We start from the raw sequence: 15,663 nt of genomic DNA, 5'->3' as shown, positions 1-15,663 counted from the left end.
TCAAGAAGTAAATGCTTAACGAGACGGATACGATCCCATGGTTTCTCTACGTGAACTCAGCCCTCTGTGAGAGCGGGCGCGAGGAGCGGCACGGCGCCGTCAAGGATCGAACGGTCGCCCATCTCGCTGAGCACCAGTGCCAGCGCCCCGAGCACCTCCGCGCGGCTGCCCAGCGCCCCGGACGCCAGGTCGAGCTGGCGGGCGGCGCTGGGGATCGCGTAGCGCGCGACGGACTCCCCTATGGGCTGCAGGATCAGCTCCCCGGCCTCGGCGAGGTCGCCGCCGAGGACCACCCGGCTGGGGTTGAGCAGGTTGCACAGGCTGGCCACGCCGCTGCCGATGTGCCGGCCGACGTCGGCGATCACCCGCCGGCAGCCGGGGTCGCCGTCGCGCGCGAGCTGCACCATGCGCTCCACGGTCAGCCCGGGGCCGTGGCTGGCCTCCAGCAGGCCCAGGATGTAACGGCCGGCGGTGAAGGTCTCCAGGCAGCCGCGGTTGCCGCAGCGGCAGACGGGGCCGGACTCGTCCAGCGTGATGTGCCCTATCTCGCCGGCCGTGCCGCCGGGGCCGCGGTAGAGCTGCCCGTTGATCACCAGCCCGGCGCCGACGCCGCTGGCGACCTTGATGTACGCCACGTCCTTGGCGCCCCTGCCGCTGCCCCAGACCAGCTCACCGAGCGCGCCCAGGTTCGCGTCGTTGTCGACGTACACCGGGACGCCGAGGCGGGACTGGAGGTCGTCGCGCGGGTTGGTGCCGGTCCAGCCCGGCAGGATGGCGGTGGAGCCCAGCACGCCGGTCTCGGTGTCTATCGGCCCGGGCACCCCGAGGCCGACGCCGACGACCTTGTCCGGGGGCACGTCCGTGGCCCCCACCAGGCGGCTCACCAGCGCCTCCGCGCGGTCCAGGCCCTGGGTGGCGGAGGCGTCCACGTCGATCGGCTCGGACTCCTCGGCGAGCACCTGGTGCGCCAGGTTCCCCACGGCGACCCGCAGGTGGGTGTGGCCGAAGTCCACCCCGACCACGATCCCGGCGTCCCCGCTCAGCGAGACGGCACGCGCGCGCCGCCCGCCGGCGGAGGTGGGCGTGACGCTGACCGTCCCGCTCTCCTGCAGCTCCCGGACGATGTTGGAGACCGTGGCGGCGGACAGCCCGGTGCTCCGCGCGATCTGCGCCTGTGTGAGCGAACCGGACAGTCGCACGGCGCGCACGACGCGCTCGAGGTTTGCCCGGTGCAGCGAGGACTGCGAGCCCGGAGTCTCCACCACGGCCATCCACTCCTGGTTCGGCGGGCGACACGACGGCCCCCCACCTCCCGGGCCACGCCGATGGGACCCGGATCGCCTACAACTTGTGAAGTCTAGGCTCCGTGGCCATGGTTACCGCCGTCAAGACCTTGACGGCGTGACTATTCCGTAACCCGCACACATCCACGGTACCGAGCCGGTCCGCCGCCCGGCGTGTCCGGGGCTCCCGGCGGACCGGCCGGGGCCGGCCATCGCCCGAACGCCGCCCGGCGGGCGCCCGCCGGGCGGCGCGCCTACGTAACGGCTGTGTCGCGAACTGGCGGCAGCCGGTGGCCCGTCCGCGACGTGGCTCGATAACGTTGCTCCGTACATGACGCGCGGGGGACGCACAACCGCTCGGGAGACCGAACGCTCCGAGCCCTGGCCGGACCGCCCCTGCGCCGTGAGCCTGACGACGCTGGGAGTTGGTCATCGATGCGGCACCGCACCCTCGGCCGGGCGACGGCCGCAGCCCTCGGCGCGGCGCTGCTGCTCACCGCCTGCGGGGGCTCCGACGACGACGGGGGCGACGACATCGTGGGAGCGGAGAACAAGAACTCCGCCTCCCCGAGTGCCCCCGCCGAGGAGGACCCCGACGCCCCCGCCTTCGACTTCCCCGACGACCTCGAAGCCGACGTGGAGCCGGCGGACACCGGGGACGGGAAGAAGGACGCCGTGCTGCGCGACCACGGCTACGCGCTCAGCGCCATGGTGGAGAGCTACGGGCAGCAGAAGGCCACGGCCAACTTCGAGGACTACTGGCAGGACCCGGCCTACACGAACTACGTGAAGGACTTCGAGCGCTTCGCCGACGAGGGGCAGCGCATCGCCGGCACGGGCCGGTACTTCGACCGCGAGGTCAAACAGGTCAAGGACGGCAGCGCACTGGTCGTGTTCTGCGAGGACCAGGGCGACGGATACGTCGTCGACGCGAAGACCGGCAAGCGCGTCGGCTCCGGCGGCGGCGAGAACTCCGCGGTGCTGCGCCTCTACCGGCAGACGCTCACGCGCACGGACGACGGCACCTGGGTGGTCGCCGAGTCCGACTGGACGGAGGGGGACGGAACATGTCGGTGAGCTCGGGGAGCGGGAGGGCCGTACGCCGCTCGGGGACGGGCCTCGCGGCGGCGGTGGGCGTGACCGCGGTGCTGCTGGCCACCACGCAGCCCGCGTACGCGCAGGGCGGCGGCTGGGGCACCGGCGGGGGCGGCGAGTCGGACGGCGGCGACAACATCGGCGCGTGGTCCCACGTGGAGGTCACCACCAGCGGCGGCGACTCCTCCGCCCCGCCGATGACGCCGGCCCAGGGCAACTGGACTCCTCCGCCGTGCTGGTACGAACCCCGCTTCGACGCCGAGGAGATGGCGGAGTACGGGCCGGGCACCTTTACCCACTCGGAGAGCGCGCAGGCCGACTGGATCAGGGAGTGGGAGGACAAGGAGTGGAACAAGGACAAGGAGGGCGCCTGGTGGGACGTCGCCTACAACAAGAACATGGGCAAGGACGAGGCGTTCCAGGCGTGTGAGCTGCTCCAGGGCAACCCGTTCTGGATGGACCAGGGGGACATCCCCGACGACGGCCCGAGTATCAGCCCCGAGATGCTCGCGGAGATCGCGTACAACGCGACCAAGCTGCCCGCCCCGCCCGTGGAACTGAAGCCGGACCTCGCGCTGCAGAAGGTCAACCTGCCGGTGCACGCCACGTTCCAGAGCGACACCGGGCTCCAGCGGGTGGCGACCACCGCCAGCATCGACTACCTCGGCGTGCAGTACGCCGCCACCACCGTCGCCACGCCCAAGCGGCTGCGGATCGACGCCGGCACCGAGTACGCCGAGCCGCAGTCCTGCACCTACGGGCTCAGCGGCAGCGGCGCGAACGGCTACGACGTCAACACCGAGGACGCCGGCTGCAACGTGACGTACCGCAAGTCCTCCGGCGAGGGCACCTACGCGCTGGAGGCCTCGCTCACCTGGGAGGTCCACTGGACGGCCTCGGCCGACCCGGACGGCCCGGTGGAGCAGGGCGACCCGCAGCTGCCCGAGGGCATGTCCTCCGGCACGTACGACGTGACCGTCAAGGAGATCCAGACGGTCGTGCGCTGAGCGCCGCGGGCCGGCCGGTGCGGTGGACCGCGCCGGCCGCCCTTCGCGTGCCGCGTCCCCGCGCGCTATCGCGGCCTGCTTCGCCGCGCCGCTACTTCACCGCGCCCGCGGTGAGCCCGGACTGCACCTGGCGCTGGAAGATGATGTACACGATCAGGATCGGCAGCGCCGCCATCACGAGCCCCGCGAAGAGCCTGCCGTAGTCGGAGCGGTAGCCGGCCTGGGCGAAGAGCAGTCCGATGCCCTGGGTGAGCACGTAGTCGTCCTCGTCGCCCTGGTTGAGCGCGAAGGGCAGCACGTACTGGTTCCAGTGCCCGAGGAAGTTGAAGATGCCCACGCTGATCAGGCCGGGTTTCGCCATGGGCAGCATCACTTGGAAGAAGATCCGGGAGTGTGACGCCCCGTCGATCTCGGCGGCCTCGGAGACGGACGAGGGCAGCGTGCGGAAGAACGTGGTCATGAAGAAGATCGTGAACGGCATGGAGTAGGCGATGTACACCATGATCAGCCCGTGCCGGGTGTCGAGCAGCGACAGGTTCTTCATCACGAAGAACAGCGGCACGAGCGCCATCACCACGGGGAAGGCCATGCCGCCGACGAAGGTGAAGTAGACGACGCGCGCGCCCTTGAAGTCGAACCGGGCGAGCACGTACGCGGCCATCGACCCGAAGAGCATGGTCAGCGGCACCGAGATGGACACGATGAGGAGGGAGTTCGCGGCGTACCGGCCGATGCGCGCACGGGTCCAGGCGTTCGACCAGTTCGCCCAGTCGATGGAGCCGGGCAGCGCCCACGGGTTGGACAGGATGTCGCCCGAGTCCTTCAGCGCGTTCATCAGCGCCCAGACCAGCGGGCCCGCGGCCAGCACGGTCCACAGGACCAGGAAGCCGTGCGAGAAGACGTTGAGTACGGCGCCTTCGATCTTCTTCCGCGGCTCCAGCAGCGGCGACCGCGAGGTGTCGTCCGCCGCGTCCGCCTTGTCGAGCGCGGCGGGGCGGTCGGTGGGTTCCGCAGTGGTCATGACCTGGCCTTCCGGATCGTGCTCTGCACTCGATGCTCCGTACCCGATGCTCAGTGGCGGACGCTCAGTCGCCGACGCTCAGTACTCGATGCGGTCGCGGCGGCGGCCGACGGACAGTGCGGCCACGGCGAGGATCATGGTGAGGATGAACAGCGCGACGCCCATGGCCGCGCCCCGGCCGGCCTGCAACTGGCCGAAGCCGGTGTTCCAGAGGTACACCCCGAGCACCATGGTGGAGTCGTCGGGTCCGCCCGGTCCCTGGGTGATGATGTTGACGACGGCGAACGACTCCGCGCCGAGCGCCATGATCCCCATGTACACCCACCCGGTCTGCACGGAGTCCCGGATGAGCGGCAGGGTGATGCGGAAGAAGGTCGCCGCCCGGCTCGCGCCGTCCAGCAGGGCGGATTCGTAGATCTCCGTGGGGATCTGCCCGATGGCCGCGGAGAACAGGACCACGAAGAACCCGACCATGGCCCAGCACATCACGATCATCACGGCCCACAGCGCGAACTTCGAGTCCGCCAGCCAGCCGCCGTTCGGTGACAGCGACTCGGGCAGGACGGGGTCGAGCAGGCCGACGTCGGGCTTGAAGATGTAGCCCCACAGCGCGGCGATCACCGCGATGGACAGGGCCTGCGGGAAGAAGTACACGATCTTGTACAGCTTGGCGCCGCGGACCCCGGAGATCGCCTCGCCCTTCTTGTGCCGGCCGCCGACGGTGACCATGAAGGCGAAGAAGAGCCCGAGGCTGAGCGTCACGAAGGGGACGGCGAGGGCGAGGATCAGGTTGTTGCGGACGGCGGCCCAGAAGGTCGAGTCGTCCAGCAGCCTGGAGTAGTTCTCGAACCCCACCATGTTGAAGTCGCTGCTGACGCCGGTCCAGTCGGTGAGCGAGTAGTAGAAGGTCTGGATGAAGGGGGAGATGACGAACACCGCGTACAGCCCGAGGGGAACGATGAGGAACCCCGTGACGAAGCGGTACTTGAGGTAGGTCCGGTACCGCGGAGAGCTGCGGAATCCGGCTTTCCGCGGTTTCTCCCGCACCGGCGTCTCCGCGGCTTTCCCCGGAACCGCGACTTTCGTCGCGGCACGGCCTTCGTCCGACATTCCGGCGCCCCCATCTCGCTCGTTCACCGACTGGATCCGGCGCTTTCAGTGCTTGTACTTCTTGATGCTGTCGTCCTGAGCGGTCTCGTCGGCGATGCCCTGGATCTTGTCGATGGCCTCGGCGGGCTTGATGCCGCCCTTCATCATGTCGCCCCAGACGAAGACGATCTTCTCCCGGTACGGGGTCGGATACCAGTCGGGGAACCGGGGGTTGAGGAAGTTCTCACCGGCGCCGTCGAGGAGCCCCACCGCGCTGGTCAGCCCCGTACCGAGCTGGAGGCCCTCCTCGGAGCCCTCGACGCAGGCCAGCGACGACACCATCTCGGTGAAGCCGGCCGCGGACTTCTTGCTCAGCATGTTGCGCAGGAACTCCATGGCGCCCACGGAGTTCTTGGCCTTCGCCGGCACGATGAACGGCTCGCCGGCCTGCGCCCAGATGGTCTCGAAGGGCATCGCGTCGGAGCTGTCCAGGTTCGGCGACGGAGACACCGCCATCTGGAAGTCGGGCGGCGTGGTGTCCTTGGACTCGTTCTCCACCCACGAGCCGTTCGGGATGAAGATGCAGTTGCCGCGCTCGGTCCAGTCGGTCTGGACGTCGGTGTGCGTCTTACCGGGCGAGTTCTTCAGGACGTAGCCCTTGTCGTACAGCTCGTAGTGCGCCTCCATGACGCCCTTCACGGCGTCGTGCTTCCAGGCGTTGGGTTCGAGGTTGTCGATCGCGTCGAGGACCTCGCGGCCGCCGACCTTGCCGATCATCGGCAGCATGCTGAAGCCGAGGTACTGGGGGTAGACGCCGGTGTACGCGAATCCCGCGATGTTCTGCTTCTTCGCGTCGGCGCAGATGGCGAGCATGTCGTCCCAGGTCTTGGGGTACTCCCAGCCGTTGTCGTCCAGCAGCTTCTTGGAGTACCAGAGGCCGAACACCGAATAGGCGATGTTCATCCGGTAGACCTTCTCGTCACCGTACTGGCCCATCTCGACGGTGCCGTCGCGCAGGGTCTCGCGGACCGTCTTGTTCGGGTCGTCGATGGACGGCGCGTCGAGCATCGGGGAGAGGTCGGCAAGCTGCTGCTGCGTGATGAGCGCGGGCACGTCCATGGCCTCGTCGCCCGAGTTGTTGATGAGGTCCGGGGGGTCACCGGCCGCCATCCGGCCCTGGACCTTCGACTGGATCTTCTCCGTCGAGCCGGTCTTCACCTTGCCGAAGTTCTTCTGGTACGCGGTGGCGTCGTCGTCGACGTACTTCGTACCGAACCCGCCGTCGAACATCAGTACTTCGAGGCCGGCGTTCTTGTCCACGCCGAGCGGGTTCTTGTCGGTCTTGTCGCCCTTCGCCCCGCCGTCGTTGCCGTCGTCGCCACCGCTGGCACAGGCCGACAGCGCACCGACTGTGGGGACGGAGATCAGGCCGAGGGCAACGGCCCGCTTGATCAGATCGCGGCGACCGACATGCGAGTTGGATCCCATGCTCAAGTCCTCACTCTCTCCAGGACTCAGGCGGTGTACCGGATCCCCGATGCGACGTGCTTCATGGTGCAGGAGCCGATTACCGCGGTCATCTGTTACGTGAGTGGTGCAGGGTGGTGCGCCGGAGGGTGGGGGTGCCGCCGGGTGCGGACAGGTATAGTCCACTCGGCGCCGCCGAATCAAGATCGAATACAAGGTTCGTAGAGAGTATTTCCCGACTTGAGACCTGCGGGAAACGCACTGCGGCCCCACCCGCACCCGGCCGGCCGGAACACCCGTCACGGGTGCCCCTCACCGCCATTGGTCCAGCCTTTTGGAGCCTCTGCCCAGCGGCCCCGAGCTCCGCCCCCACACGCCTGAAATGTCCTGATCAGCGCCAGGTCCGTACGCCCACGAGGATGCCGGCGCGGAGGTCGACGCGGCCCCGGAGGTCGGCCACCCGGGTGGCCACCACGACGAGGGGGCCGGACTCGTCGAGACGGGCGGTGGGGGACCCGATGACGCCGTATGGACCACCCGCACCCGGCGGCGTCCGCAGCCGCACCCGTTTGGCCCCGCCCGCACCGAAGACCACGGCGTTGTCCCCGGGCCCGCCGTCGGGCGGCACGGCCTCGATCACGAGAACGCGGCCGCCCCACACGACAACGGCCCGAGGCACGGCCCCGAACCACTTCTCCGCCACACCCCCCGGGGCCACCGCACGACGCGACCCCTCGGCCCAGAGAACCGCGAGCGCCTCGGGCGCACTCACGCTGCGGGCTCCACGCGGCTGCCCGGGGCGATCACAGCTCCGCCTCCAGCCGTGCCACGTACTCGTCCAGCGGCAGCGCGGTGTGCGGGAAGTGCGGAGGGGAGCCGTCCTTCGGGACGACGAGAACGCGGACCAGCGGAGCCCTGGTCATGTCACCGGTGGCCAGATGCTCCCGGGTGTCGAATCCCACGGTCCAGACGGTGCCGAACTCCTCGGTCAGGCCCTCCGGCACCACGAACGCGTACGGCTCGCCCCGGTAGGCGCTCCGCAGGTACTCCAGCGCGGCCCGTCGCGCCTCATCGCGTGAAGAAGGCATCCGAAGCAGCTCCCCGGGTCGCGGCTCAGTGGTCCCGGTACGGAAGATGCCACACCTGCCTCCCGGTGACACGAGAACCCCGCGTCCTCCCGGAGGGGAGGCGCGGGGTTTCGTGGTGCGGTGGAGGTGTCAGTCGCGGATGAGGGAGCGCAGGACGTACTGGAGGATGCCGCCGTTGCGGTAGTAGTCCGCCTCGCCCGGGGTGTCGATGCGGACGACCGCGTCGAACTCCACGCCCGTGTCCGTGGTCACCTTGACCGTCTCCGGCACGGCGCCGTCGTTCAGGGCCGTGATGCCGGTGAAGGAGAAGGTCTCCTCACCCGTCAGGCCCAGCGACTGCGCCGTGGCGCCCGCGGGGAACTGCAGCGGGAGGACGCCCATGCCGATGAGGTTCGAGCGGTGGATGCGCTCGTACGACTCGGCGATCACCGCGCGGACGCCGAGCAGCGCGGTGCCCTTGGCCGCCCAGTCGCGCGACGAGCCGGAGCCGTACTCCTTGCCCGCCAGCACCACCAGCGGGGTGCCGGCCGCGGCGTAGTTCTGGGCCGCGTCGTAGATGAAGGAGACCGGGGCGTCCGCACGGGTGAAGTCGCGGGTGTAGCCGCCCTCCGTGCCCGGGGCGATCTGGTTGCGCAGCCGGATGTTGGCGAAGGTGCCGCGGATCATGACCTCGTGGTTGCCGCGGCGGGAGCCGTAGCTGTTGAAGTCGCGGCGGGTCACGCCGTGGTCCGTGAGGTAGCGGCCGGCCGGGGTGTCGGCCTTGATGGCGCCCGCCGGCGAGATGTGGTCGGTGGTGACCGAGTCGCCGAGCAGGGCCAGCACGCGGGCGCCCGCGATGTCCTCGACCGGCGCCGGGTCCATGCCCATGCCGTCGAAGTACGGGGGCTTGCGCACGTAGGTCGACTCGGTGTCCCAGGCGAAGGTGTCGCCCGTCGGGATCGGCAGCGCCTGCCACTGCTCGTCGCCGGCGAAGACGTCCTGGTACGACTCGGTGAACATCTCCTCGCCGATCGCGGCGGCGACGACCTGCTCGACCTCCAGCTCGCTGGGCCAGATGTCCTTCAGGTAGACCGGCTTGCCCTCCTTGTCGGTGCCCAGCGGCTCGCGGGTGATGTCCACCTTCATGGAGCCGGCGAGCGCGTACGCGACGACCAGCGGCGGCGACGCCAGGTAGTTCATCTTGACGTCGGGGTTGATCCGGCCCTCGAAGTTGCGGTTGCCGGAGAGGACCGAGGTGACTGCCAGGTCGTGCTCGTTGACGGCCTTGGAGATCTCCTCCGGCAGCGGGCCGGAGTTGCCGATGCAGGTGGTGCAGCCGTAGCCGACGAGGTTGAAGCCGAGCTTGTCGAGGTACGGGGTGAGGCCGGCCCGGTCGTAGTAGTCCATGACGACCTTGGAGCCCGGCGCCAGCGTGGTCTTCACCCACGGCTTGCGGGTCAGGCCCTTCTCCACCGCCTTCTTCGCCAGCAGCGCCGCGCCGACCATCACGGACGGGTTGGAGGTGTTGGTGCAGGAGGTGATGGCGGCGACGGTGACGGCGCCGTGGTCGATCTCGAAAGTCGACCCGTCGGCCGCGGTCACCTGGGTGACGCGGGTCGGGACGCCGTTGGACGAGGCGGGGGCGTCGGAGGCCGGGAAGGACTCCTTGCCCGGCTCGTCGGCGTCCTCGACGTAGTTGCGCACGTCGAGGCGGAACTGCTCGGCGGCCCTGGACAGCTCGATGCGGTCCTGCGGGCGCTTGGGCCCGGCCAGCGACGGCACGACCGAGGCGAGGTCCAGCTCCAGGTACTCGGAGTACTCCGGCTCGTGCGCCGGGTCGTGCCACAGGCCCTGCGCCTTCGCGTACTCCTCGACGAGCGCGAGCTGCTGCGCGTCGCGGCCGGTGAGCTTCAGGTACGTGAGGGTCTCGGCGTCGATCGGGAAGATCGCGGCGGTGGAGCCGAACTCCGGCGACATGTTGCCGATGGTCGCCCGGTTGGCCAGCGGGATCTGGGAGACGCCCGCGCCGTAGAACTCGACGAACTTGCCGACGACGCCGTGCTTGCGCAGCATCTCGGTGATGGTCAGCACCAGGTCGGTGGCGGTGGTGCCGGTGGGCAGCTCGCCGGTGAGCTTGAAGCCGACGACGCGCGGGATGAGCATCGAGACGGGCTGGCCGAGCATCGCCGCCTCGGCCTCGATGCCGCCGACGCCCCAGCCGAGCACGCCGAGGCCGTTGACCATGGTGGTGTGGCTGTCGGTGCCGACGAGGGTGTCGGGGTAGGCCCTGCCGTCGCGGACCATGACGACGCGGGCCAGGTGCTCGATGTTCACCTGGTGCACGATGCCGGTGCCGGGCGGGACGACCTTGAACTCGTCGAACGCGGTCTGACCCCAGCGCAGGAACTGGTAGCGCTCGCGGTTGCGCCCGTACTCCAGTTCCACGTTGACCTGGAAGGAGTCCGGGGTGCCGAACTTGTCGGCGATCACGGAGTGGTCGATGACCAGCTCGGCCGGGGCCAGCGGGTTGATCCGGGCGGGGTCGCCGCCCAGGTCCTTGACGGCCTCGCGCATGGTGGCGAGGTCGACGACGCAGGGGACGCCCGTGAAGTCCTGCATGATCACGCGGGCCGGCGTGAACTGGATCTCCCGGCTCGGCTGCGCCTGGGAGTCCCAGTCGCCCAGGGCCCGGATGTGGTCGGCGGTGATGTTCGCGCCGTCCTCGGTGCGGAGCAGGTTCTCCAGCAGCACCTTCAGGCTGTACGGGAGCCGGGCGGCACCGGTCACCTTGTCCAGCCGGAAGATCTCGTACGACTCGCCGCCCACCTGCAGCGTGCTGCGGGCGTCGAAGCTGTTCGCCGACACGACAGTCTCCTTCGTCATTCGCGTTCCACCGCAATCCTGCCGCTACGTCCGAAGCGGGGCGACTTGAGGGTGGCACCTCGGCAGATATCTCGATGTCGAGATAAACCCTACTCCATGGCTCCGCCGGGGCGCCCACCCGTGTCGCGTACCCGGACCGGCGCGGCTCACGGGTGGGTCAGTCCGGCTTGCGGGCCACGCCGCCGTACATGGCGATGTGCGAGTCCGGCACCGACTCGCCGATGCCGTCCGGACGCCAGTGGTGCACCAGCGTCACGCCCGGGTCGACCGGCTCCAGGCCCGCGAAGAACCGCTCCGCCTCGGCGCGGTCGCGGATCTGCAGCGGGATGCCGCGCTCGTTGTACTCGCGGCCGACGCCCGCGACGCGCTCCGGGTCGGTGTCGCCGGTGAAGACGGTCAGCGCCAGGAAGCTGCCCGGCGCCAGCGCGCGCAGCAGCCGCGCGACGATGCCCTGCGGGTCGTCCTCGTCGAGGATGAAGTGGACGATGGCGATGAGCGACAGCGCGACGGGCCGGTCGAGGTCGAGCACCCTGCGCAGCTGGGGGTCGCCGAGGATCGACTCGGGGTCGCGCAGGTCGGCCTGGATGTAGCCGGTCCTGCCCTCCTTGGTGCTCTGGAGCAGCGCGCGGGCGTGCGCGAGGACGATGGGGTCCTTGTCCACGTACACCACCCGGCACTCCGGGTCGACCTCCTGGGCCACCTCGTGGAGGTTCGGCGGTGTCGGTATGCCGGTGCCGATGTCCAGGAACTGCCGTACGCCGTAGTCGCGGGCGAGGGTCCTGGTGACCCGGTGCATGAAGACGCGGGTCTGCTTCATGGAGGTCGGCAGGCTGGGCCAGGCGCGTACCGAGGCGTCGCCGGCGGCGCGGTCGGGGGCGTAGTTGTCCTTGCCGCCGAGGAGGTAGTCGTAGACGCGCGCGGAGTGCGGGCGGTCGGTGTGCAGGTCGATCTCGGGCTCGTCCTCGGGTAACGGGTTCATGCGGTGCTGCCGCCTCTCGTCGTACGTCCTCGCCGGTCTCGCCGTACGTCCTCGCCGTACGTCCCCGCCGTACGTCCTCGTCAGGCCGGGCACTTGCCGTCCGGGCCCTGGAAGGTCCGGTACAGCCGCGGCCGGTCCGCGCCCTCCGGGCGCGGGTACTCGATGATCGGGACCGGCTTGCACACCGGCCAGTTCTCCTTCTCCACGTCGAAGCCGAACTGGCCGCTTGCCCCGGACACGCAGTCCTGGCACGAGTCGGCCCCCGCGACCACCTTCATGTTGGTGACCGTGTTGTACACGTCGAGCGCAGACGGCAGCCGTTCGGCCGCGTCGCCCCCGGCCGGCGCCTGCACGTCGGTCAGCGCGGTCTCCGTGGCCCGGGCGACGACGGTGAAGGCGTCGTGGTGCATGATCGCGTAGCCGTCGTTCAGCGCCTCCCCCGGCAGCCCGCTGACCTCCGCGAACCCCTCGGCGAAGGTGGCGAAGCGCTCGCCGGAACCGTCGCCCGCCCGCCACGAGGGCGCGTCCGTCGCCGAGGCGCCGACCGTGACGACCCGGGCCTCGGCCATGTCCTCGTGCACCTGCTTCCCCATCAGGCCGTCCGGCAGGCCGGTCGCGACGCGCAGTATGCGGATCCCGGCGTCGAAGTCGTCGCACTCCGGCTCGGCGGACAACTGGGTTATCAGGTGCGGCAGGTCGGAGTCCCGGCCGGCGTAGAAGACGGTGTCCGCCTCCAGCCGGCAGATGCCCCGCGCGGCCGGGGAGAAGCGCTGCGGCGCACCGCGGTAGTCGTCGCCCTGGCTGCCGATGAAGGAGCTGTTGCGGTTCTCCAGCCGGTACTCCTCGCCGAAGACCTCGCGCATGTTCTTGCGGGTGTTGGTGACGTAGTTGTCCTCCTCGCGCATGTCCCAGACCAGGTATCCGGAGTTCGCGCCCGGGCGTTCGTCGAGGTAGCCGGCGAGGGCCGCAACGGACTCGCGGTTCGACGGCGCGGCCTTGAAGAGCTTGTCCGCACTGATCTCCGGTGAGCTGAGCACGCCGCTGACGACCGGGACGTCGGCCGCCGACAGCGCGTCGGCGAGGTCCTGGGTGTCCTGCTCGCTGTTGGGCAGGCCGACCGCGCCGACGAGCGGCGCGTCCCCCTCGACCGGCTCCTCGGCGCCGGTGAGCCCGGCCAGGGTGTCGACGGCCGGCTCCCACTCGGACAGGTGCCTGCCGATGTTGGTCAGCAGGAGCTGGTAGTTGACGCCGCCCTTGGGCTCGTTGGCGATGATCTGCGCGGCGAGCACGCCGGCGAGGCTGTGCTCGACGACCTCGGGGGTCATGGCGCTCGACTCCGAGGAGTTGAACGGCAGCATGAGCGCGACCTGCACGTACGGCTCCGGGTTGCCCTCCGGCTCCTCCCACTGGTCCTGGACCCGCTGGTTCTCCTCCGCCACCTTCCGCACCAGTTCCGCTATCCGCTCGTCCGGCCCCTCCGCGCCCGGCTCGAAGGCCGGCGACTCGGCGGTGGCGTCGGCGACGCCGACGCACTCCTCGCCCTTCGCCGACTCCACGAGCCCGTCGCCGCACGGGTCGCCGCCGCCCAGCCGGACCACCAGCAGCACCGCCCCCGCGGTGACGGCCGCGAGGGCCAGTACCGCCAGGATCGCCTTCTCCGCCCGGCCCAGCGGGCGCCGCCTCCGGCCCCGCAGGCGTCGTCTAACGAATGCCATCGCCCCTCCCCTCCCCGCCGCCGTTCCGGTCCCCCGCGACCGAGTCCGGCGTGCGCAGGTCCTTGATCGCCGCGGGCCACTCCTGCGACGCGTCGTACAGCGTGCTGTTGCCCGTCGGGTGCTTCAGCGACAGGAAGTCAAGCTCCCGCCCGACCCGGCCGCGCAGGTGCGCGTCCGGTACGGACAGCGGGTCGGCGGCGAACCACACGGCGTGCAGCAGCCGGTTGACCGAGCGCTGGACGGAGTCGCCGACGAACGTGCCGTCCCGCTCCCCCGACGCCGTCGCCCGGCAGGCGTCGGCCCACGCGGGGTCGGGCGGGTGCGGGGCGGTGGCGATGTGCCAGAGGTCGTCGAGCCAGCGCTCCGCGGCGGCGTCGCGGAAGGTGTCGGCGAGCCACCGCACGGGCCCGTCCGGGAGGCCCGCGGCCAGTTCGTGGTGCCGGGCGGTGGCGGGCTCGCCCCGGCCGCCGTGGTGGTCGCTCAGCAGCTCGTGCAGCTCCGGCCAGGACACCGGCGGGTCCGCCGCGCGCGCCGGGCGGCGGCGCAGCTCGTGCACGAGCACGGCGCGCAGGAAGTCGTCGGCGACGAACGGCCGCCCGGCCTGCGGCCACTGCTCGGCGCGCAGGTGGCTGCGTACCGTCTCGACCGCGCCTGCCTGGTGGTCCCGGGTCAGGTACGCGGTGGCCAGAGCGCGCGCCGCGGCGGTGTCCTGGGCGACGCACAGGAGCACGAGGTACGCGCTCAGCTCCGCGGCCGGTACGAGCGCCTGGAGCATCTGCTCCGTCACGTGCTCCCCGCGCAGCCGCAGCCGCGCCAGCTCGTGCGTCTCGACGCCCGCCGGCTCCGGCGCGGCGTCGAGGGCGTCGTAGAAGATCCGGCAGCCGAGCGGGCTGCCGCCGGTGAACCGGTGGACGGCGCGGGCCACTTCCTGGGGCACCGCCCGCTCCTCGCCGACGTGCATCATCGACAGCAGCTCGGCGCGCTCCAGCGGCGGCAGGGGCAGGACGACGAGCCCGGCCGAGGCGGAGCCGCGCACCCGGCGGCGCCAGCCGGCCAGCTCGGGCACGTCGGCGAAGGTCCACCGGGTGGCCGAGGCGAACCGCGCGCCCCGCGGCTCGCCGAGCGCGGTGGCGAGCACGACGAGCGGGTCGGGGCGCTCGTCGGCGTCCGTGCGCCGGGAGAGCAGCAGGTCGAGCAGGTGCGCGCCGGCGGGGGTGTGGACGTTGTCGAGGAGGGCCAGCGGGCGGGGCGCGGCGTTGAGGTTCCGCCAGCCGCCGTACGCGGCGCGCAGGTCCTCCAGCAGCGCTTCGACGAGGTGGCCCTCGGTGCGCGTGCGGGTGTCGTCGCCGAGGTGGAAGCCGCGGCACAGGACGGTGAAGACGTTGTCGCCGCCGCGGCCCGCGGCCGGCAGGCCGTCCAGGCCGGCGTACCACTGGCGCGTCGCGCGGTTCTCCCGGAAGCCCAGATAGCGGTCGGTGAAGAGGTGCACGCCGGCGGCGGCGATCGGCCCCAGCTCGTCGCTGCCCCAGCCGCCGATGAGGTCGACCACGTCGCCGGGCCAGGAGCGGGCCCGCTCCTGGTCCTTCTCCAGCCCGCAGTCGACGAGCAGGTCCACCATCCGGTCGCGGGCGCACGCCTGCTCGTCGAGGTGCCCCCGGTGCCAGGCGCTGACCGCCACCAGGCCGGTGAGCAGCCGGGGCAGGCGGAGCCTGCCGAAGCCCGGGCGGTGCGTGCACAGGCCGCGGGCCAGGGTGGTCAGCAGTTCCGCGGTGGGCGAGGTGTTGGAGACCGCGGCGTCGCCGTCGTAGACGTCGGCGCAGTCCACCGCGGCGACGGGGACGCGGTCCCCGTACGCCTCGCGCACCTCGTCCAGCACGGCGGTGCGGCCGCTGCCGTGGCCGCCGTGGAGCAGCACGAGGGGCAGCTCGCCGCGCGGCTCCTGCCGCACCGTTTTGGTCTTCGTGTGGTGCAGCCCCACCATCCGGGGCACCAGCTCGTGCAGCACGGCATCACGTCCGTACAGGGTCAAGCTCCGCTTCCCTCCCGTTGCACGGCGG

Annotated in this window: 12 protein-coding genes; 2 read left to right on the top strand and 10 right to left on the bottom strand. The window is 70.9% G+C overall.

Going from position 1 to position 15,663, the window contains the following annotated elements; translation table 11 throughout:
• Nucleotides 1-56 precede the first annotated feature (56 nt).
• The gene (locus LG396_RS06365; RefSeq protein WP_026276312.1) at nt 57-1,262 is read right to left on the bottom strand and encodes an ROK family transcriptional regulator; all 1,206 of its coding nucleotides are present in this window, start codon (nt 1,260-1,262) and stop codon (nt 57-59) included.
• 456 nt (nt 1,263-1,718) lie between these two features.
• Between LG396_RS06365 and LG396_RS06360 the strand changes: the two genes are divergently transcribed.
• The gene (locus LG396_RS06360; RefSeq protein ID WP_037747566.1) at nt 1,719-2,360 is read left to right on the top strand and encodes a hypothetical protein; all 642 of its coding nucleotides are present in this window, start codon (nt 1,719-1,721) and stop codon (nt 2,358-2,360) included.
• Nucleotides 2,351-3,385: a hypothetical protein gene (locus LG396_RS06355; protein WP_037747564.1), complete on the top strand. Its 1,035-nt coding sequence runs from the start codon at nt 2,351-2,353 to the stop codon at nt 3,383-3,385. The genes LG396_RS06360 and LG396_RS06355 overlap by 10 nt, the downstream gene beginning before the upstream one ends.
• 91 nt (nt 3,386-3,476) lie before the next feature.
• Here the strand turns inward: LG396_RS06355 and LG396_RS06350 are convergent, their stop codons facing one another.
• From LG396_RS06350 to LG396_RS06310, 9 genes are all read right to left on the bottom strand, one after another.
• The gene (locus tag LG396_RS06350; protein ID WP_027766250.1) at nt 3,477-4,406 is read right to left on the bottom strand and encodes a carbohydrate ABC transporter permease; all 930 of its coding nucleotides are present in this window, start codon (nt 4,404-4,406) and stop codon (nt 3,477-3,479) included.
• A 78-nt stretch (nt 4,407-4,484) separates the two neighbouring features.
• Nucleotides 4,485-5,453, bottom strand: coding sequence for a carbohydrate ABC transporter permease (locus tag LG396_RS06345; RefSeq protein WP_051642580.1), 969 nt, complete (start codon nt 5,451-5,453; stop codon nt 4,485-4,487).
• A 108-nt stretch (nt 5,454-5,561) separates the two neighbouring features.
• Nucleotides 5,562-6,983: an N-acetylglucosamine/diacetylchitobiose ABC transporter substrate-binding protein gene (gene ngcE, locus LG396_RS06340; RefSeq protein ID WP_037747563.1), complete on the bottom strand. Its 1,422-nt coding sequence runs from the start codon at nt 6,981-6,983 to the stop codon at nt 5,562-5,564.
• A 370-nt stretch (nt 6,984-7,353) separates the two neighbouring features.
• Nucleotides 7,354-7,734, bottom strand: coding sequence for a hypothetical protein (locus LG396_RS06335; protein ID WP_225793975.1), 381 nt, complete (start codon nt 7,732-7,734; stop codon nt 7,354-7,356).
• Nucleotides 7,735-7,765: 31 nt separating this feature from the next.
• Entirely contained in the window at nt 7,766-8,050 is a 285-nt protein-coding gene (locus LG396_RS06330) for a YrhB domain-containing protein (protein ID WP_225793974.1), read from the bottom strand.
• Nucleotides 8,051-8,179: 129 nt separating this feature from the next.
• Nucleotides 8,180-10,894 (bottom strand): aconitate hydratase AcnA, encoded by a 2,715-nt coding sequence (gene acnA, locus LG396_RS06325; RefSeq protein ID WP_308190067.1) that lies wholly within the window; start codon nt 10,892-10,894, stop codon nt 8,180-8,182.
• 175 nt (nt 10,895-11,069) lie between these two features.
• Nucleotides 11,070-11,891: an SAM-dependent methyltransferase gene (locus LG396_RS06320; protein ID WP_225793972.1), complete on the bottom strand. Its 822-nt coding sequence runs from the start codon at nt 11,889-11,891 to the stop codon at nt 11,070-11,072.
• An 80-nt stretch (nt 11,892-11,971) separates the two neighbouring features.
• The gene (locus LG396_RS06315) at nt 11,972-13,606 is read right to left on the bottom strand and encodes a type 1 periplasmic-binding domain-containing protein (protein WP_225793971.1); all 1,635 of its coding nucleotides are present in this window, start codon (nt 13,604-13,606) and stop codon (nt 11,972-11,974) included.
• On the bottom strand, nt 13,593-15,635 hold the full coding sequence (locus LG396_RS06310; protein ID WP_225793970.1) for an ATP-binding protein: 2,043 nt from the start codon (nt 15,633-15,635) through the stop codon (nt 13,593-13,595). Before LG396_RS06310 ends, LG396_RS06315 begins: the two co-directional genes overlap by 14 nt.
• Nucleotides 15,636-15,663: the final 28 nt, after the last annotated feature.

Origin of the sequence: Streptomyces aculeolatus (assembly GCF_020400605.1) — a bacterium.
In the GTDB taxonomy this organism is placed as follows: domain Bacteria; phylum Actinomycetota; class Actinomycetes; order Streptomycetales; family Streptomycetaceae; genus Streptomyces; species Streptomyces aculeolatus.
This window is presented reverse-complemented; position numbering and strand designations above follow the sequence as displayed.